Genomic DNA, 18,880 nt, shown 5'->3' on the forward strand with positions numbered 1-18,880 from the left:
GGACCCCTTTTTCTCTTTTGCTTCGCCCACACACAGATTATGTAAAATAGATGCGCCTACAGCCCCCCTCCCTGCCGGCCTGGCGTGCCACCCGATCCTGCTGCTTGCGCCGCGCCGTCTCGCCTGCTAGATTCAAAAGCACCCAAAGTATGTTGGCATAAATTATGTTCACCCTCGCCGCCCGCCTGCGCCACGCCTTCGCCGAGCTGGAAAGCACCACCAGCACCCTCTGCCAGTTCCTGGCCGAGGCCACCCCCTTCGCCCGCTGCTATACCCTGCCGCCCGTGCCCCTCGGCCAGGAGCATGAGCCGGTGGCGCGGATCCCTGTCAGCCCCCTGCGGGATGAAGATGCCCTGCACGCCGCCCTGGCGGCCTATCGCCGGTGGCACCTGCAACCGGACTGCTCGGCCAAGGCCAGCTTCCGCCTGCCCGGCCTGCTGCTGCTGCCCGCCGCCCTCGGGGACGACACCACCGCCCTGGTGGACGAGGTCAACCGGCTCAAGCAGGCGTTCAGGGCGCTGGTGCAGGAAGCCGAGGGCCGCGACCAGAAGTTCGCCCTGGTGCACGACACCCTGCCCGGCCTCGTCACCCTGCAGGTCTACCGCCAGCTGGTGCTGCTGCCCCGCCCCGCCTCACGGCTGGGCTTTACCTGGGCCAACAAGCAGATCATCCAGAAGCTGGATAAAGAGCAACTGGTCCGCCAGCTTACCGAGTCCCGGCAGAAGCCCCCTCCCCTGGTCGATGCCCTGACCTGGCTGCAATGCGTGGACCGGGAGATCTACGACGTCAAGCGGCTGCCGCCGGGGGTGGAGCTGCGCCTGCGCCGGCCGGTCAAGACCCACCCCATGGTCAATGTGCGCTGGTGCGAGGAGATCAAACCCCGCCAGCAACAGGTCAAGGCCCACCTGCCCCTTATCCTGTGCCAGGACGAGCCGCCGGCGGTGACTCCGCTCGGGGACTATCCCCCGGCCAACCACCGCAAGCGCCGGGAAGCCAGCATCAAGGACGAGCCGCTCATTCCCCGGCTGCATATCTACCCCTACCGGCCCTGAGACGAACATCTTTTGCATGATAATGGTTATCATGTTTAAATTGGTTGCACTTGTTACCGCCGGAAGTTCCTCATGGGTCTGCCCCTTTCCCTGCTGCTGTTGCTGGCGAGTCTCGCCGGCCTGACGCCGCTCGCCATCGACATGTACCTGCCGAGCCTGCCCACCATAGCCCGGGATCTGGGCGTGCCGGTGGCCCAGGCCCAGCTCACCATCAGCGTCTTCCTGGCCGGCTTCGCCCTCGGCCAGCTGTTCTACGGCCCCCTGGCCGACAGCGTGGGCCGCAAGCCGGTGATGCTCGGCGGCCTGGCGCTCTTTACCCTGGCCAGCATCGGCTGCGCCTTCGCCGACAGCATAGAGACGCTGATGGCCTTTCGCCTGCTGCAGGCCGTGGGCGGTGCCGCCGGCTCCGTGGTGCTCAACGCCCTGCTGCGCGACATGTTCGAGCGGGACATGTTCGCCCGGGTCATGTCCATGGTGATACTGGTGATGACGCTGGCCCCCCTGCTCGCCCCCATTATCGGCGGCTACCTGCTGCTGGTGGCCCACTGGCACAGCATCTTCGTGCTGCTGGCGGCCATCGGCGCCCTGGTCAGCATCGCCCTGGCCATCAAGATCCCCGAAACCCTCAAACCCGAGCTGCGCCAATCGTTCCGGCTGCTGCCCATACTGCGCAACTACGGCAAGGTGCTGAGCCACCGGGCGGCCCTGGGTTATATCCTGTGCGGGGCGCTGACCACCGCCTCCATGTTCGCCTTTATCTCCGGCTCGCCGCTGGTGTATATCGAACTGTTCGGGGTCCCGGCCCAGCACTACGGCCTGCTGTTCGGCCTGAATATCCTGCTGATGATGGTGCTCACCTTCGGCAACAGCCGGCTGGTCAAGCGCCTCGGCAGCGATCGCCTGCTCAAGGTGGGGCTCACGACGGCGGCCCTCGCCGCCCTGGTGCTGATGTTCAATGCCGCCACCGGAGCGGGCGGCCTCTGGGGCATAGTGCTGCCGATCATGGTGCTGATCGCCCAGATCAGCCTGATCGGCGCCAACGCCATGGCCGGCCTGCTCAGCCACTTTCCGGAAACCGCCGGCACCGCCTCGGCCCTGGCCGGCACCACCCGTTTCGGCCTGGGCGCGGTGGCCGCCTTCGCGGTCAATGCCAGTCATGTGCCCTCGGCCCTGCCCATGGCGCTGGTGATGAGCCTGTGCACCTGGCTGGCCCTGTCCGGCTACTGGCTGCTGGTGCATCCGGCACTGAAAGCCCGGGCATAAATTCCCCGGTGAAAGCCGTTTTTTAATGGGGGCGCAAGTGTTATAACTAGGGGCTGTCGCAGCCCGCGACCCGGACCCAATTTATTATCACAAGGAATCAACACTACCATGTTCGAGAAGGTCACCGCCGCCCCTGCCGATCCCATCCTGGGCCTCACCGACGCGTTCCGCCAGGATCCCCGTACCGACAAGATCAACCTGGGTGTGGGCATCTACAAAGACGAAGCCGGCCAGACCCCGGTGCTGCGTTGCGTGAAAAAAGCCGAAGCCCGCCTGGTGCAGGAGCAGACCACCAAGAACTATCTCAGCATTGAAGGCACCGAGGCCTACGGCCGCGTGGTGCAACAGCTGCTGTTCGGCACCGGCTCCGCCGTGACCGAAGCCAAACGCGCCCGCACCGCCCAGGCACCGGGCGGCACCGGCGCCCTGCGCATCGCCGGCGAATTCATCGCCCGCCAGCTCGGCGCCGGCACCATTTGGATCTCCAACCCCACCTGGGCCAACCACAGAGCCGTGTTCATCGCCGCCGGCCTGGAGGTGAAGGAGTACGGCTACTACAACGCCGACACCAAGGATCTGGACTTCGACGCCATGCTGGCCGACCTGGCCCAGGCCAAGGCCGGCGACGTGGTGCTGCTGCACGGCTGCTGCCACAACCCCACCGGCATCGACCCCACCGCCGAGCAATGGCAACAACTGGCCAAACTGTCCGCCGAGAAAGGCTGGCTGCCGCTGTTCGACTTCGCCTACCAGGGCTTCGCCAAGGGCATAGAGGAAGACGCCTACGGCCTGCGGGTATTCGCCGAGCACAACCAGGAGCTGCTGATCGCCAGCTCCTTCTCCAAGAATTTCGGCCTGTACAACGAGCGGGTGGGTGCCTTCACCCTGGTGGCCAGCGACGCCGCCGTGGCCGACACCGCCTTCAGCCAGGTGAAAACCATCATCCGCGCCAACTACTCCAACCCGCCCTCCCACGGCGCCGCCGTGGTGGCCCTGGTGGCCGAGGATCCGGCGCTGTACCAGGACTGGCTGAACGAGCTGGCCGAAATGCGCGACCGCATCCAGGAAATGCGTACCCTGCTGGTGGAAAAACTGTCCAGCCGCGGCGTGGATCAGGACTTCAGCTTTATCGCCCGCCAGAACGGCATGTTCTCCTTCTCCGGCCTGGACAAGGAGCAGGTGGAGCGGCTGAAGAACGAGTTCGGCATCTACATCGTCGGCTCGGGCCGCATCAGCGTGGCCGGCATCACCAAGTCGAACATCGACGCCCTGTGCGACGCCGTCGCCGCGGTGATCTGAGCCCGTTCACCCGGACGACAAAGCCCCGCTCCGGCGGGGCTTTTTATTGTTTATCGCCGTGCGGGCCGCGCCTGCTCAGCCCTTATCCGCCGTGCCATGTCCCCGCTCGCGGCTGCCGACCCGGTGCAGCAGGGTGGACAGCGCCTCCTGTCGATCGGGGCGGATCACCTCCAACTCCAGTGCATAGCTCAGGGGGAAGGACAGCGGGCCGCCGGCATTCACTGCCGCCAGCATCTGCTCCAGGCGTTCGAGGGCATGCTCGGTCTGTTGCCGGCCGGTATCGATCAGCAACACCACAAACTCATTTCCCCGCAGCCGGGCCTTTAAATCCGACTCCCGAAACGCTTCCTGCAGTACATCGGCAAAGGCCACCAGGGCCTGCTCCCCGGCCGCCTGCCCCCCCTGTTCACTGAACCGCTTGAACTCGTTCAGATCCAGCCACAGCAGGGCTGCCGGCAGCACCCGACGGGCACAGAAGCCCAGTATCTCTTCGGCCGCCTGCTCAAACCCCTGCCGGTTAAGCAGGCCGGTCAGGTGGTCGATACCGGCGGCCCGGTCGGCAACCAGCTCTCGTTCCACCAGATAAGCCAGATCGGCCAACAAGGCGACGTCCTTTTCACCGAACAGCCGGGGCACCTTGTCGATCAGGCAAAGGGTGCCCAGCTTGTTCCCATCGGGGGCCCGCAATGGACAACCGGCATAGAACCGGATACCGGGCTCGCCGGTCACCAGCGGATTGCCGGAATAGGCAGGGTCGGCCAGGGTATCCCCGACCACATAGACCCCGTTCTGCTCGATGGCGTGGGTACAGAAGGATATCTCACGCGGCGTCTGCTCCACCTCCAGTCCCTGCCGGGACTTGAACCACTGCCGCTTTTCATCCACCAGGCTGACCAGTACAACCGGCATGTCGAACAGCCGCCTGGCCAGCCGGGTCAGGCGATCGAAACGCTCTTCCGGCGGGGTATCCAGCAGCTGAATATCGTGCAGGCTCTGCAAGCGCCCGGCTTCCCGGCGCGTCTGGTAGTCCCGGATCCAGGCCAGCAGCTCCGCCTCCGCCATGGGCCGGGCGATCAGATAGCCCTGCGCCAAATCGCACCCCTGCTCCCGCAAATAGCCGAGCGTATCCTGATCCTCTATGCCTTCCGCCGTCACCTGCAGGCCAAGGCTGTGCCCCAGATCGATCACCGACTTGATCACCGCCCGCGATTCCTGGGACTGCCCGGCCGTCATCACGAAAGACTTGTCCACCTTGAGTTCGGAAAACGGCAGCCTGACCAGCTGCAGCATGGAGGAAAAGCCGGTACCAAAATCATCCAGCGACAGCTGGAACCCCTTCATCCGCAACCGGGTCAGGATATCCAGGGAGGCCACCGGATCTTCCATGGCGCTGGTTTCGGTCAGTTCGAAAATCAACCGCTCCGGCGCCAGCCCCAGCGCCTCGCAACGGCGCTCCAGCCGTTCGAACAAGGCCAGGTTGCCCAGGGAACGGGCCGAGACATTGATGGAGAGGGTCAGTTGCTTCAGGGGCGAGACCGGGGTCAGCACCGCCGCCAGCGGTCCGTCCACCCGGTGCAGCCGGGCGAACCAGTCCAGGGTCAAGGCCAGCACCTGCTCGGTCAGGGTGTCGATAAGCCCGCCCGACTCGGCCAAGGCGATAAAGGTCTCCGGGGCGATGGCGCCCAGCTCCGGGTGCTGCCAGCGGGCCAGCACTTCGAAACCGGTCAGCTCGGAACTCCGGCAGGCTACCTTGGGCTGGTAGACCACATGGATATCGCCGCGTTGCAGGGCCTGGCGGATGTCTTCCAGGCTGGGCGGCCGCAGGGCCGCCGCCTTGGTGTCGGCGGCGGCCTTGCCGGCCGGCGGCTCATCGGCCAGCAAGGCCCTGAACTCCGCAGGCGTAAAAGGCTTGGGCAGCACACCGGCAATATTGAGGCCATGCCCGGCGGCAGAGCGACCGGCGGCATCCAGCACCCGGCTGCCCACCCCGCTGCTGATGATCAGGCGGGCGGTGCAGCCCCTGTCGGCCAGGACCGACATCACCTGCACCCCGTCCATCTGGGGCATCACCAGATCGAGCGCTATGGTATCCGGTTGCCATTCCTCCAGCAGCCGGAAAAATTCGTCCGGGCTGGTGGTAAACCGGACTTCGGCCCCGGCAAACTCGGCGATGTGCGCCAGGGTCTGCCCGGTCATGGGGTCATCATCCAGGATTAACAGCCGTGTCTTGCTCATAAGGAAACCGCGCATCTTTGTTATGAATGATCAATCGCCTGGCGAACCTTCGCCATCAGCTCCGCCCGCCGGTAGGGTTTCCCCAGCAGCAGCACCCCCTGCTCCAGGCGCCCCTGATGGACAATGGCATTCTCAGTGTAGCCCGAAGTGAACAGCACCTTGAGCTCCGGCCTGAGTGCTCTCGCCCTGGCCGCCAGCTCGGCCCCTCCCAGGCCGCCGGGCATCACCACATCGGTAAACAGCAAATCGATGTCATCTCTCTGCCGCAGCAGGGCCAGCGCATCATGGCCGTTGCCGGTGCTCAGCACCCGGAATCCGTGGCCCAGCAGCTGCTCCTCCGCATACCGGCGAACCAGCTCATCATCCTCTACCAGCAGGATGCATTCGCCGCCACCATGCTGCACCGGCACCATGTTATCCGCCGGCTCCGCCTCGCGCGCCCCGGTTTCGGCCCTGGGCAGGTACATTTTCACCACGGTACCGATACCGAGTTCGGAATAGACGCTGATATGACCGTTGGTCTGGCGGATAAAGCCGAACACCATGGACAGGCCCAACCCCGAGCCCTTGCCCTTTTCCTTGGTGGTGAAGAAGGGCTCGAAAATCCGCCCCAGGTGTTCGGGGGGAATACCGCTGCCGGTATCCGATACCGCCAGCAGCACATAGTGGCCGGGCGCCACCTCCGCATGGCTGGCGGCATAATCCCGGTCCAGCCGAATATCGGCGGTTTCCAGGGTCAGTCGCCCGCCTTCGGGCATGGCGTCCCGGGCATTGAGGCAAAGATTGAGCAGGGCGCTTTCCAGCTGGCCCGGATCCACCAGCGCCGGCCCGAGCCCGGCGGACGGCCGCAGTTCCATGCTGATATGCTGGCCCAGGGCCCGGGTCAGCAGCGGGCCCATGCCCTCGACCAGCTCGTTGACCTGGATCACCCTGGGCTCCAGCGCCTGACGGCGGGCAAAGGCCAGCAGCCGATGGGTCAGATCCGCCCCCCGCTGAGCGGCCGTCACCATCATCCGCGCCAGCTCGGCCAGCGCCGGCTCCCGCGCCAGCTGTTCCTGCAGCAGTTCGCCGTTGCCCAGGATCACCGTCAGCAGGTTGTTGAAGTCATGGGCGATACCGCCGGTCAGCTGGCCCACGGCCTCCATCCGCTGGGCATGGCGCAACTGCTCCTCCAGGGAGCGCAGGGTGGCTTCCTGCCGGTAGCGCTCCAGCGCCAGCCCGACGATATGGCCGGTACGGCCGATCAGGGTAAGGTCAGCCTCGGTAGGCGCCTTGGGACTATGGTGATAGAGGGCAAAACTGGCCAATACCCGGCCCTCGCCGTCCAGCACCGGAATGGACCAGCAGGCCCGCAGCCCATGGGCCAGAGCCGGCTCCTGGTAGGCCGTCCACAGGGGATCGGTCGCGATGTCTTCCACGATCACCGGCTGGCGCCGGTACATGGCGGTGCCGCAGGAACCGGCCTCGGGCCCGATGGGCTGGCCGTACACCGCCTGATTGTAACTCTCGGGCAGGCTGGGAGCCGCCCCTTCGCGCAGGTGGATGCCGTCTTCGTCCAGCAACAGCACCGACGCCAGGGTATTGGGCAATACCTGCTCAATACCCAGCACTATCCGGGTCAGCACCTCGTGCCGGTTGGCGCCTTCGTAGATCATCTGCAGCGCCCGGGCCTCGGTCAACTGGATCTGCTCGTTGCGCTTGCGCTCGGTACTGTCCTGCAGCGACAGGGCCAGGCCCTCGCCGGTGCGCACATAGTGGCATGCCAGCCAGCGCTCGCATCGGGGATAAAAGAGCTCGGCTTCTCCCTCCGTCCGGTCGGACGCCAGCAACAGCTGCAACTGGGGGAAGACGGCCACCAGCGGCTGGCCCAGCATGGGCCGAGACGCCGTGCCCAGCAGCAGTTCCGCCTTCCGGTTGGCGAAGACGACCCTCTGTTTCTCGTCCAGGATAAAGAACGCCTCTGTCATGCATTCCAGGATGCTGCTCAGGCGCCCGGCCAGCCGTTCCGACTCCCGCCGGCTCCGCAGCTGTGCCCGATAGGCCGACTGCACCTGTTGCAGGTAGTGGATAATGGCGACGGAAAGGAGGCAGCTCAGGCCTATGCCCGCCAGGGCAAGCACGCGGTTGGCCAGCACGAACACAGGGGCAAACTCCGCTGGCGCGGCCGGGGATATGAAAATGCCCGCCACGGTCAGGCCGGCCGCCGCCAGCGCAATGGCGAGCACGAAGCCGGTACTGCCGGTAAACAGGGCCAGCAGGATGACGGGCGGATACAGGCTGCCATGGGCAAAGCCGAGCTGGGTCTGGCCATCGGCGGCAAAGATCAGGGCGAGCCCGCCCAGGGCGCACCAGCGCCAGGCCGGATGCCCGCTCAGGGCATGCAGCCATCGCCATCCCTGGCCGGTCGTCAGTGTCATCATGCTCGGCTCCCCGCTCTCCGACGGTTCAATTGCTTGGCGCCCGCCAGGAGCGATCCCGGGGGCTCATTCACTCCCTCAACGGCAGCGCGGCTTATCCCCGCAGCCGCTCTATGCAGCCCTTGCCCCTGGCCTTGGCGCCGTACATGGCGTTATCCGCCCGGGTCAGCAGGGCGTCGGCGCTGTCGCCGTCTTCCGGATAGAGCGCGATGCCGATGGAGGCCGACACCTGCAGGGCATGCCCGCTCCAGTCCAGCGGCGTGGACAGCAGCCGTAATAGGGTTTCGGCGATGCGCCGGGCCGAGGCTTCGTCGGCCACCGCCTCCAGCAACACCACGAATTCATCGCCGCCGGTCCGGGCACAACAGTCGGTGGCCCGCAAATTGGTTTTCAGGCGGTGACCGAGGGCGGCCAGGTAGGCGTCGCCCGCGTCGTGGCCATGGGTGTCGTTGAGCGCCTTGAAGCCATCCAGATCGATAAACAGCAGCGCGAACGGCTGCTGTTCCCGGCGGCCCCGGTGAATGCCGCGCAGCAGCTGTTCGTTGAGCAGGCTGCGGTTGGCCAGGCCGGTCAGGGGATCGTGCAGGGCCAGGTAGCGGATCCGCTCCTGCTGCAGGTGACGCTCCAGGATCAATGACGTCAGGTGGGCGATACGCTGGATCACCATCTGTTCATGGGCCGACGGATGGATGCGTTGACGGGGAAACACCGCGAAGAGAGTCTGCTGCGCACGGGCGCTGTCGTGAATGGGCATCAGCCAGCAACCGGCCATGTCATGGTCTTGCGCCAGCGCCAGCCAGGGCTGCCAGCGGAACGCCGAACCTTCGGCCACGAACACCTGCAGCCGGCCGCTTTGCAGCCCCGGCTGCAGTATGCTCAGCAGGCTGTCGGTCTGCAACTCGGCCAGGCGGCGGCAAAAGTCTTCCGGCAGGGAGGGGCCGTTGCTGACCTGCAGGCGGTCATCCGCCGCCCATCGCAGCACCGCCACCCGGCACTGCTCCAGCTGCCGCTCCAGCGCCAGGCAGATATGATCCAGGGTTTTGTCCGGCTGCTCGCCGGCGGTGGCCATTTCCAGGATCTCCCGCTCCAGGCGCAGCAAGGCATCGGCCCGCTCCCGCTCGGTGATGTCCTGGCCGGTATAGATCAGGTAACGGGGGGGCTGACCGGCATCGCCGACGCATTTCACCGTCCAGCGGATATGTATCTGTTCCCCCGCCGCATTGTGCATGCGGCAGACGAAGGGCCGGGGCTCCTCGTACTCCCGGGGGCCGTCGACCAGGTTGTTGAAGAGAAGATCGATGCTGAACAGCACCTTCAGCGGCTGGCCCCGCACTTCCTCCTCGCTGAAGCCGGTCTGCTGCTCACAGCTGCGGTTGATGCTGATGATACGCCCATAGGTATCGGTGACCACCACCAGGGCGCTGATGGTTTTCAATACCGTGTCGATAAACTGTTTTTCTTCGGACAGGGTCTGGTGCACCTTGCGCAGCGCCTGCTCCTTGTCGCGCAGGTGACGCTCGCGCCGCACCGCATTGGTGATGTCGTGCAACTGCACCAGGGTCAGTCCGTCACTCTCCGCCAGGGGCCGCAACAGCATGGAATGGAACAGCGGGCTGCCCGCCCCGGACGACGCCTGGCGACGCAACGGCAGCAGTTGCGGATGCAGTTGGTGAGACAACAGCCGCGACAGCCGGTGCTCGCAGGCGTCGCCTACCGCATCCAGCAGTACCGCCGGCAGCTCGCCAAACAGCTGCTCCAGCCGGCGACCGGCGGCCTCGCCGGCAGCGATGCCGCTGTGCTGCTCCAGCCAATGGTTCCAGAAACGGACCCGCCGCTCCTGGTCGAGGAGGATAACGCCACATTCAATATGATCCAGGGTGATCATGCTCAGCCCGTTCACCTGGCCCAAGGCGGCATTCATGGCGGCTGTCCTCACTCGAGCTCGGCCAGATAACAGCGCAACGCCTCGATAAAGGTGTCCGCCGAATGGACGTCGATCAGAAACGCCAGATACCCCTGCAGGGCGCTTTCACGCAGGCTGAAATCTATCTGTACCAGCATGATCATGGAGTCGTCGCCATTCGTATCCAGCGACAGCCGGTTCAGCAAGTGAGGGGTATCGACATTGAACGCCTGGGGCAGATCGGTCTGGATCTGCTGGCTGAGCATATTGGCCAGGGTCGCCAGGCAGTTGTTGAGCAGGATATTGCCGAGTTCGGCCAGGGTTTCCTGCTCCAGCTCGGAAATCTCGTCGGCGGACAGATCCGCCCCGAGCATGGCCCGGACCAGCTCCAGGCTGCGCTCTTCGGGAAACAACAGCGCGGCCCGGCCGCTCATAAAGCCCCGAAAGCCCTGGATCACGCCGGCCAGCAAGCCGGGCATGGAGCGGCAGAAAATTTCCCTAGCCTCGGCCGGAGACAAAAACTGCAACTGGGGCACCGACAGCAACACCTCGTCCTGCACCAGTTGCGACAGCGCGCTGGCCGCCCGCCCGACGCCAATGTTCATCAGCTCGACAATGACATCATGTTCATCGGCAGTCAGGGTTAGGGTCATTCGGCTACCTCTAAGAAACGGGCCAGGCCTTCCAGGCTGGCGGGTTTGGCCAGAAACGTCATATCCAGCTCCCGGGCCCGTTTCACCAGGGCATCCTGGATATTGGCGGTGACCAGGGCCAGTTTCATCTGCGGGTGGCTCTGCCGAAAGAGGCCGGCCAGCTCGATACCATCGCGACCCGGCATATTGAAGTCGATCAGCGCCACGTCGGCCTGGCGCTCCTGCATCAGCGCCAGGGCGTCATCGGCCGAGGCGGCCTCCAGGATATCCAGCGACAGCGGCAAGCTTTGCAACTGACGCATCAGGCTGAGACGGGCTACTCTGCTGTCGTCGACCAGCAGCACGGTCATGGCTTTGGCTTGAGTCATTAATACATTCCGGAAACGGCTTAAAATTGCAACAAGCTAGGCATTATAGAGAAAACACAACCGTTTGAAATGGATATGAACGAATCTTTGGCAGAAAAAACGGCCCGCTCACGGGGTCCCGGACCAGGGCACCCGCGGTTCAGGCGGGCAGGACCACCAGCTGGTTTTTCCCCGCCTGCTTGGCGCGGTACATGGCGGCGTCGGCCCGCTGGATCAGGGCCTGTTCATCCAGCTCACCGGGACGGGACAGGATAAGCCCGATGCTCAGGCTGACCGGCAGCACGGCGGCTTCCCAGCGCACCGGCTGGCGGAGCACCGCCAGCAGTTTTTGCGCCACCCGCTGTGCCGTGGCCAAATCGACCTCCGGCAGCACCACCACAAATTCATCGCCGCCCAGGCGGGCGATGGTGTCGGACTTGCGCAGCGTCTCGCTCATTCGCTCCGCCAGGCAGGTGAGCACCTTGTCGCCGGCATGGTGGCCGTGGCTGTCGTTCACCCGCTTGAAGTCATCGAGGTCGATAAACAACAGCGCCACCTGCCGCCGGTGCTCGGCGGCCGTGCTCAGCGCCTGGGCCAGTTGCTCCCCCAGCAGGGTGCGGTTGGCCAGCCCGGTCAGGGCATCGTACTCGGCTCTTTCCCGCAGGGCCTTCCACTGGTCCTGCCGCTCCATGGCAAAACCCGCCACCCGGGCCAGCGCTTCCAGAAAAGCGGCTTCAGACGCGGAAGGACGGGTGGCTTGCCGGGGCAAAATCCACATGTCCCCCAGGATCCGCCACCGATCTTCGCTCAGTACCGGGAACCGCCACCAGGCCCCCGTTGCCGTATCGTGCCGGACAAAGGGAGTCTGCTCCACCCCGTAAAATACCGGCCGGGTGCCATTGAGGGGCGGCAGCGCAACCCTGGCCAGCTCCGGGTGAGAGACATACTCGGTATCCAGGCTGTTGTCGGTGAGGTGGCTGATCAGCACACGGGCTCCGGGCCGGTGATAAACGATGGCGTTGCCGATGGAGGCCAGAATTTCGGTCAGGGTATTTTCCAGGGTCACTTCGCGCAGGGTATGGGCCTGAGTGTCGCGCAGCGTTTCCTCTAGCCGCTCCTGGGTTTTATCCGTGACCACACAAAACAGGTAGGGCTGCTCATCCAGCCACAGCCGTTCGGCATTCACCCCGGCGATGCGCAGCGCCCCCTGTTTGTCCAGCAAGGGCCAGTCCCCCTTCACCCTCAGCCCCTGCGCCAGGCAGCTGTTGATCATCCGTGCCACGCTCGTCCTGGCCGCCGGCAGGGTCAGGGCCAGGGGATCGGCCCCCTTGAGGGCCTCGGCCGTCTGCTCCAGGATGCTGGCAACCTTTTCGTTGAGCTCGACGATGCTGCCGGCCTGATCCAGCAGCGCAAAGCCGATACCGGATGCGCGCTTGATCGCCTCCAGCAGTTGCGACTGGCGGTTGCGCACCCGCTCCGACTCCCGCAGGCGGCGGATGATCAGGCGGCTGCGCAGCCGCTCGCACACCAGCTCGGCCAGGGTGGCCAGCTGCAGCAGCTGCAATTCGCTCAGCCCCTGGGGCCGGGGGTCGGGATCGGCCACGCACAGGGTGCCCACGGCGCTGACGCCGGTTTGCACCAACAGGGGAATACCGACATAGAAACGAACGGATTGACGAGCCACCAGCGGGCTCTGCCGAAAGCGCGGATCCAGGGCGGCATCCTGCACCACCAGGGGCTGCCGCTGCAATATGGCATGGCCGCAGAAGCTGATCTCCCGCGGGCTCTGCCTGACGTCCAGCCCGTGGCGGGACTTGAACCACTGCCGCTGCCGGTCGACCAGGGTGATCAGGGCAATCCGGCAGCCGCTGATCTCCGCCGCCAGCCGGGTCAGGGCGTCAAACCCTTCTTCCGGCCCGGTATCCAGCACGGCCAGATCCCGGAGCAACTGCAGCCGGCGGGCCTCGTCATCAGGATAGCGGGGAAGCTGCAATGCGGTTACTCCATGTCATCATTCGGGCCAATCCTTGGCCGAACAGGGTCGGCTGAAACCATTCGAGGGCGCTACCACCAGCGCGCTGGTGGCGTCATTTTCATCATTTGTCAATATTCGTCAAGTAAACGGCTCTGGTTTCCGACAAAAAAACCGCACGCCTCGGCACCGGCCCGGCGCATATCGCCATGGCCCCCTGAAACACCGGGGCACCGGCCCCGGTTGTCCTTTATTAAGCAGGCAAAATTATCGTAGTATCAACCACTCATAGGCGGTATTCAGAGGTACAAGGTCATATTGACTGAACATAATACAGTTCCCGCACCCGGCGGGGCAGCCAACCCCCGCCGGCACCGGCGTCATTCCGTGTCCCGGCGCCGTTTGCGTGCCTGCCACGAGTGCGACCTGCTGGTGGCATTGCCGCCGCTGAAAGCGGGGGAGAAAGCCGAGTGCCCGCGCTGCGGCCACACCCTGGTGCGCCGCCACGCCAACCCGGCCGAGCGCAGCCTGGCGCTCAGCCTGGCCACCCTGCTCACCCTGGGGCTGTCTGTCGCCTTTCCCTTCGTCGGCTTCGATCTCAGCGGCATCGGCAACCGGATAGAGCTGACCGCCACCGCCTCCACCCTGATCGGCCTGCACCAGCCGCTGGTGGCCCTGTGCGTGCTGCTGACGGTGATAGTGCTGCCGGCGATTTACCTGTGCTGTGTGGCCTGGCTGTGCCTGGGGGTGCTGTTGCGCCGGCCGTTGCCCCGCAGCCGCCAGATTGCCCGCACCCTGCGCCACGTTACCCCCTGGATGATGGCGGATGTTTTCGTGATCGGCACCCTGGTGAGCCTGATCAAGGTGATGGGCATGGCCCATATCGAGCTGGGGCTGTCGTTCTGGACCTTCTGTGCCTACGCCCTGCTGCTGCTGTTCACCACCCAGTCCATCGACAGCGACTGGCTGTGGTTTTCCCTCGACCGGGAGCCGATGGCGCCGGAAGGCAGCCGCACCGGCATCACCGCCGCCGAGCAGGGCCTGACCGGCTGCCATACCTGCGGCCTGGTGAACCGCCTGCCGACAAGCGGCAAGGGCCGCTGCCTGCGCTGCGACGAGCCGCTGCACCCCTACCGGGGGGTGCGCAACCAGGCCACCCTGGCGCTGCTGGCCGCCTCGCTCATCATGTATCTGCCGGCCAACCTCTACCCCATCATGATCACCACCTCGCTCGGCAGCAGCCTGCCCTCCACCATCATGGGCGGGGTACTGTTGTTTATCCAGCACGGCGACTGGCCCATCGCCCTTATCATCTTTACCGCCAGCGTGCTGGTGCCGGTGAGCAAGATGCTGGCGCTGCTGTGGCTCTGTTACGTGGTGAGCCGCCGCCAGGACGCCTTCGACCGCCTGACCCGTATCCGGCTGTATCGCGTCACCGAGTTTATCGGCCGCTGGTCCATGGTGGACGTGTTCGTGGTCGCCATTCTGGTGGCGCTGATCCGCAGCGGCTCCCTGATGTCCATCGAGCCCGGCCCCGCCGCCCTGGCCTTCGCCGCCGTGGTGGTGCTGACCATGCTGGCCGCCATGGTGTTCGATCCCAGGGCCATCTGGGCCGGCACCGCCTCCGATACTCATTCCGACCGGCCGGATGACGGCCACCCCAACGCCTGCAAGGAACACGACCATGCCTGACAGCCTGCGTGCCGAACGCCGGACCCAAAGATCCCTCTCGCCCATCTGGATAGTGCCCCTAGTGGCCGTGCTGATCGGCGCCTGGATGATCTACGACAACCTCAGCAAACTGGGGCCCTCCATCACCCTGATCATGGACAACGCCGAAGGCATAGAGGCGGGCAAGACCCTGATCAAGACCCGCAACGTGGAAGTGGGTCGGGTGGAGCGGGTGAACCTGTCGGACGATCTGGCCCACGCGGAGATCACCGCCCGCATGAGCCCCCAGGCGGAAGCCATGCTCAACAGCGACACCCGTTTCTGGGTGGTCAAGCCGCGCATCGGCCGGGAGGGGATCAGCGGCCTGGGCACCGTGCTCTCGGGCGCCTATATCCAGCTGCTGCCGGGCAGCGGCGACCAGGCCCAGCGCACCTTCACCGTGCTGGAGCAGCCGCCGGTGGCCTCCCCCGACGCCCCCGGCCTGCGCATCACCCTGGTCAGCCAAGTGGGCAACGCCATCAGCACCGGCGATCCCGTCAGCTACCAGGGCTACACCGTGGGCCGGGTGGAAGACAGCCATTTCGATCCCAAGAAACGGGAAATGCGCCACCAGCTCTATATCCAGTCGCCCTACGAAACCCTGGTCACCAGCACCACCCGCTTCTGGAGCACCTCCGGGGTGGATGTACGGCTGGACTCCCAGGGCTTTCGGATCAATGTGGCATCGCTTGAATCCCTGATCGGCGGTGGCGTCACCTTCGGGGTCGCGGAGAACGCCGCCATGGGCCGCCCCGCCAAGCCGGGTGCCAGCTATGTGCTGTTCCCGGACGAAGACAGCGCCTACGAAGGCAGCTACAACCAGTATCTGGAATACGTGCTGCTGGTGGATGACACGGTGCGGGGCCTGAGCCCCGGCGCCCCGGTGGAATACCGCGGCGTGCGCATCGGTACCGTGGTCAGCGTGCCCTGGAACTTCAGCGCGCCCCAGCCCGACTCCCTCAGCCGCTTCGCCATTCCGGTGCTGATCCGCATCGAGCCCCAGCGCTTCGACGAGGAACAGCAGGAGATCGACATAGAGCAGTGGTACCAGCGGCTGGAACGGATGTTCGGCAACGGCCTGCGCGCCTCGCTCAAGGCCGGCAACCTGCTCACCGGCGCCCTGTTCGTGGATCTCAACTTCCACCAGGACGTGGTGCCCTTCCAGCGCATGAGCTTCGTGGAGCGGCCGGTGTTCCCCACCACCTCCGGCAGCTTCGCCCAGATCGAGCAGAAGGTGTCCAACCTGCTGGACAAGCTGAACAACCTGGACGTGGAGCCGATACTGAGCACCCTCAACGACACCCTGGCCACCACCCAGCAGACCATGGCGAAAGTCAGCGGCATCGCCGCCTCGGTGGATGCGCTGCTGGCCGATCCGGCCACCGGCCAGCTGCCGGAAAACGCCAACGCCACCCTGCGCCAGCTGCGCGACACCCTGCAGGGCTTCGCCCCCGACTCCCAGGGCTACGACGAGCTGACCCAGACCCTGTCCCGGCTGGAGAAGCTGATGCGCGAGCTGCAGCCGGTGGTGCGCACCCTGAGCGATCAGCCCAACGCCCTGATCTTTGACAAGAAACTGACCGAAGACCCACAACCGAGGGCCCCGAAATGAGAATGAGCACCCGCCCCCTGCCGGCCCTGCTGCTGGCCGCCCTGCTCGGCCTGGCCGGCTGTGCCGGCAGCCAGCCCGGCGGCGCCAGCTACCTGCTGCCGAGCACGGCGCCGGAGCGGCAGTTTGAACGCCGCCTGGCCATACAGGTGGCGCCGGTGCGGCTGGCCGGCCACCTGGACAGCGAGGGCATAGTGATGCAGCTGAACGACATCGAGGTGTACCAGGCGCGCCAGCACCTCTGGGCCGAGGACATCGCCGGCCAGTTGCAGCGGGTATTGCAGGAACGGCTCGGCCGCGCCCTGCCCCGGGCCCAGGTGGTGGGCCGCGGCCAGCCGCTGCTGGAGGGCGCGCCGGTACGCGACCTGCGGGTGCAGGTGAGCCGCTTCCAGGGCCGCTTCGACGGCGTCGCCCTGGCCGAGGGCCAGTGGCAGTTGCTGGACGGCAACGGCCGCCTGCTGGCCCAGGCCGCCTTCAGCGCCGAACAGCCCCTGGCCGACGACGGCTACCCCGCCCTGGTGCGCGCCCTGGGCGCCGCCTGGGAGCAAGTGGCCGACCAGTTGGCCGCGGAGCTGGGCGAAGCGCCCTGAGCCACAGTGCCGGCCCGGACCCGTCCGGGCCATCTCTCCGGGCTCCGCGCCCGGCTCCCATACCCGAGTCAAGATGCCGGATACCACGATACGACACAGCCTGAAATGGAAGCTCTGGTGCATGGCCCTGGTGGCGGCCCTGTGCACCGCCATACTGGCGGGCACCACCCTCTACCGCTCCGTCGACGGCTTCCTCCAGGCCCGGCATAACGCCCGGGACATCCGCCAGTTCACCACCGTCTTCGAGGCCGCCAACCTGATCTCCGCCGAGCGCGGGCCGGCCAACGCCCTGATGAGCGCCGACGAGGCACAACGGCCCCGGGCCCGGGCATGGCTCGAGCAGCTGCGCCGGCAGACGGACGACCACCTGCACCGGCTGGAGCTGGGCGCCTTTCCTCCCGAGCTGCTGGCGGCGGTGCATGCCCGGCTCGATGCCGGCCGCCGGGCGGTGGACAGGGTGGCGGCACAAGCCGCCGGCGCCCGCCGTGATGACGACATCCAGGCCGCCATCGAGGCCATGTTCGCGGCCTGGGACAGCTACTTCGGCCTGATCCAGTGGCAGGCCACCGAGCTGATGCGCCGGGACCAGGAGCTGACCGCCCCCCTGTTCAAGACCATGATGCTGGGCAACCTGCGCGAGTACGCCGGCCGGCTCGGCTCCTACCTGATCGCCCCCCTGGCGGCGGGCGAGCCCATCCCCTTGCGTAACCGCATCGAGGGCCAGATCACCCGCGGCCGCCTGCTCGAACTCTGGGCGCTGCTCAGGCCGAGTGCCGAGGCCCTGCCGCTCGACGCCGAGTTCCGCCAATTACGCCAGCAGGCGGAAATCCGCTACTTCGGCGACGGGCTCGGCCTGGTCGACCGCCTGCTGGCGGAGGCACCCGCCGCCGGAGGCTACTCGCTCGACGCCGTGCGCTTCACCGACCGCTACGTGGCCACCATGCAGCCGCTGGAGGCGCTGCGCGAGCGGCTGCTGGCACTGACGGTACGGGAGTTCGAGCAGCGCGAGCACAGGGCGCTGCAGGCCCTGGCCACGCTGGGGCTGACCACCCTGCTCTCGCTCTGCCTGCTGGCCGGCCTGGTGCTGGCGGTACAGCGGCGGTTGTTCGGCCCCCTGCTGCGGGCGGCCGACGCCGTGGTGACCCTGGCCGACGGCGCACCCGCCCTGCCCCACCCCCGGCCCGGTGAGGCCGGCGAGGTCCGCCGGCTGTACCATGCCATGGCCATGGTATCGGAGCGGCTGATGGAACGGGGGCGGCTCACCCGGGAGCTGGAGCAGCTGGCCCTGACCGACGGCCTGACCGGCCTGCTCAACCGGCGCGCCCTCGACGAGCTGGGCGAACGGGCGGCGGCCAGCCCCCGGCGCCAGGACTGCCCCCACCTGATCCTGCTCGACATCGATCACTTCAAGTCGATCAACGACGGCCATGGCCACCCGGCCGGCGATCAGGTACTGCGCGAGCTGGCCGAGCTGATGCGTGCCCAGCTGCGCCAGGATGATCACCTGGGCCGCTACGGCGGCGAGGAATTCGCGGTGTTGATCGAGGGCTACCGCCTGAGCGAGGCGGCCCTGCTGGCCCGCCGCCTGCGCCGGGCCATTCGCCATCACAGGGTACGGCTGGGGGGAGAGCAAACCCTCAGCATCAGCGCCAGCATAGGGGTGGCCGGCGGCCCGGGCCTGGGCTGGGAGCAGATAGTGCGCCGCGCCGATGAAGCCCTGTACCGGGCCAAGGCCGAGGGCCGCGACCGGGTGCGGATTTACCGCCGGCCGCCGGCCGGGGAACAGCCGTCCTCGTAAACGCGAATGGCTGCGTGTGCGGGCGCTCCTGC

At 66.3% G+C, this 18,880-nt stretch carries 13 protein-coding genes; 7 read left to right on the forward strand and 6 right to left on the reverse strand.

The features are described from left to right. The first annotated feature begins 164 nt into the window (after positions 1–164). The 3 genes from JKV55_RS08495 to JKV55_RS08505 all read left to right on the forward strand — a co-directional run bounded on the left by JKV55_RS08495 (position 165) and on the right by JKV55_RS08505 (position 3,614). A complete protein-coding gene (locus JKV55_RS08495; protein ID WP_202084135.1) occupies positions 165–1,052 on the forward strand; it encodes a DNA replication terminus site-binding protein in 888 nt (295 codons plus the stop codon). Positions 1,053–1,124: 72 nt separating this feature from the next. After that, entirely contained in the window at positions 1,125–2,315 is a 1,191-nt protein-coding gene (locus JKV55_RS08500; protein WP_202084137.1) for a Bcr/CflA family multidrug efflux MFS transporter, read from the forward strand. 108 nt (positions 2,316–2,423) lie between these two features. Further along, positions 2,424–3,614, forward strand: a complete 1,191-nt coding sequence (locus JKV55_RS08505; protein WP_202084139.1) for an amino acid aminotransferase — start codon at positions 2,424–2,426, stop codon at positions 3,612–3,614. Positions 3,615–3,689: 75 nt separating this feature from the next. Here the strand turns inward: JKV55_RS08505 and JKV55_RS08510 are convergent, their stop codons facing one another. The 6 genes from JKV55_RS08510 to JKV55_RS08535 form a co-directional block, all read right to left on the reverse strand. Continuing rightward, complete coding sequence (locus JKV55_RS08510; protein WP_202084142.1) at positions 3,690–5,849, reverse strand: EAL domain-containing protein; 2,160 nt, start codon at positions 5,847–5,849, stop codon at positions 3,690–3,692. A 20-nt stretch (positions 5,850–5,869) separates the two neighbouring features. Then, on the reverse strand, positions 5,870–8,269 hold the full coding sequence (locus tag JKV55_RS08515; RefSeq protein ID WP_202084144.1) for an ATP-binding protein: 2,400 nt from the start codon (positions 8,267–8,269) through the stop codon (positions 5,870–5,872). A gap of 91 nt (positions 8,270–8,360) precedes the next feature. After that, the gene (locus tag JKV55_RS08520) at positions 8,361–10,187 is read right to left on the reverse strand and encodes a sensor domain-containing protein (RefSeq protein ID WP_202084152.1); all 1,827 of its coding nucleotides are present in this window, start codon (positions 10,185–10,187) and stop codon (positions 8,361–8,363) included. A gap of 11 nt (positions 10,188–10,198) precedes the next feature. Next, complete coding sequence (locus tag JKV55_RS08525) at positions 10,199–10,822, reverse strand: chemotaxis protein CheC (protein WP_202084154.1); 624 nt, start codon at positions 10,820–10,822, stop codon at positions 10,199–10,201. Further along, the gene (locus JKV55_RS08530) at positions 10,819–11,190 is read right to left on the reverse strand and encodes a response regulator transcription factor (protein WP_202084156.1); all 372 of its coding nucleotides are present in this window, start codon (positions 11,188–11,190) and stop codon (positions 10,819–10,821) included. The genes JKV55_RS08525 and JKV55_RS08530 overlap by 4 nt, the downstream gene beginning before the upstream one ends. 139 nt (positions 11,191–11,329) lie before the next feature. Continuing rightward, a complete protein-coding gene (locus JKV55_RS08535; protein ID WP_202084158.1) occupies positions 11,330–13,162 on the reverse strand; it encodes a sensor domain-containing diguanylate cyclase in 1,833 nt (610 codons plus the stop codon). A 366-nt stretch (positions 13,163–13,528) separates the two neighbouring features. On the opposite strand from JKV55_RS08535, the gene JKV55_RS08540 reads away from it, so the two are divergent. The 4 genes from JKV55_RS08540 to JKV55_RS08555 all read left to right on the forward strand — a co-directional run bounded on the left by JKV55_RS08540 (position 13,529) and on the right by JKV55_RS08555 (position 18,848). Beyond that, positions 13,529–14,833 carry a PqiA/YebS family transporter subunit gene (locus JKV55_RS08540; RefSeq protein WP_202084160.1) on the forward strand — a complete coding sequence of 435 codons (1,305 nt, stop codon included), beginning with the start codon at positions 13,529–13,531 and terminating at the stop codon, positions 14,831–14,833. Continuing rightward, positions 14,826–16,463 carry an intermembrane transport protein PqiB gene (gene pqiB, locus JKV55_RS08545; protein ID WP_202084162.1) on the forward strand — a complete coding sequence of 546 codons (1,638 nt, stop codon included), beginning with the start codon at positions 14,826–14,828 and terminating at the stop codon, positions 16,461–16,463. The genes JKV55_RS08540 and pqiB overlap by 8 nt, the downstream gene beginning before the upstream one ends. 2 nt (positions 16,464–16,465) lie before the next feature. After that, on the forward strand, positions 16,466–17,050 hold the full coding sequence (locus tag JKV55_RS08550; protein ID WP_237332748.1) for a PqiC family protein: 585 nt from the start codon (positions 16,466–16,468) through the stop codon (positions 17,048–17,050). A 73-nt stretch (positions 17,051–17,123) separates the two neighbouring features. After that, a complete protein-coding gene (locus JKV55_RS08555) occupies positions 17,124–18,848 on the forward strand; it encodes a GGDEF domain-containing protein (RefSeq protein WP_202084166.1) in 1,725 nt (574 codons plus the stop codon). Positions 18,849–18,880: the final 32 nt, after the last annotated feature.

The organism is Zobellella iuensis, from assembly GCF_016746085.1.
Classification (GTDB): Bacteria; Pseudomonadota; Gammaproteobacteria; order Enterobacterales; family Aeromonadaceae; genus Oceanimonas; species Oceanimonas iuensis.

Bases quoted from the DNA above. Each gene is read 5' to 3' on its own strand.
- JKV55_RS08495 (WP_202084135.1), top strand. From the start codon at position 165: ATGTTCACCCTCGCCGCCCGCCTGCGCCACGCCTTCGCCGAGCTGGAA.
- JKV55_RS08500 (WP_202084137.1), top strand. From the start codon at position 1,125: ATGGGTCTGCCCCTTTCCCTGCTGCTGTTGCTGGCGAGTCTCGCCGGC.
- JKV55_RS08505 (WP_202084139.1), top strand. From the start codon at position 2,424: ATGTTCGAGAAGGTCACCGCCGCCCCTGCCGATCCCATCCTGGGCCTC.
- JKV55_RS08510 (WP_202084142.1), bottom strand. From the start codon at position 5,849: ATGAGCAAGACACGGCTGTTAATCCTGGATGATGACCCCATGACCGGG.
- JKV55_RS08515 (WP_202084144.1), bottom strand. From the start codon at position 8,269: ATGATGACACTGACGACCGGCCAGGGATGGCGATGGCTGCATGCCCTG.
- JKV55_RS08520 (WP_202084152.1), bottom strand. From the start codon at position 10,187: ATGAATGCCGCCTTGGGCCAGGTGAACGGGCTGAGCATGATCACCCTG.
- JKV55_RS08525 (WP_202084154.1), bottom strand. From the start codon at position 10,822: ATGACCCTAACCCTGACTGCCGATGAACATGATGTCATTGTCGAGCTG.
- JKV55_RS08530 (WP_202084156.1), bottom strand. From the start codon at position 11,190: ATGACTCAAGCCAAAGCCATGACCGTGCTGCTGGTCGACGACAGCAGA.
- pqiB (WP_202084162.1), top strand. From the start codon at position 14,826: ATGCCTGACAGCCTGCGTGCCGAACGCCGGACCCAAAGATCCCTCTCG.
- JKV55_RS08550 (WP_237332748.1), top strand. From the start codon at position 16,466: ATGAGCACCCGCCCCCTGCCGGCCCTGCTGCTGGCCGCCCTGCTCGGC.
- JKV55_RS08555 (WP_202084166.1), top strand. From the start codon at position 17,124: ATGCCGGATACCACGATACGACACAGCCTGAAATGGAAGCTCTGGTGC.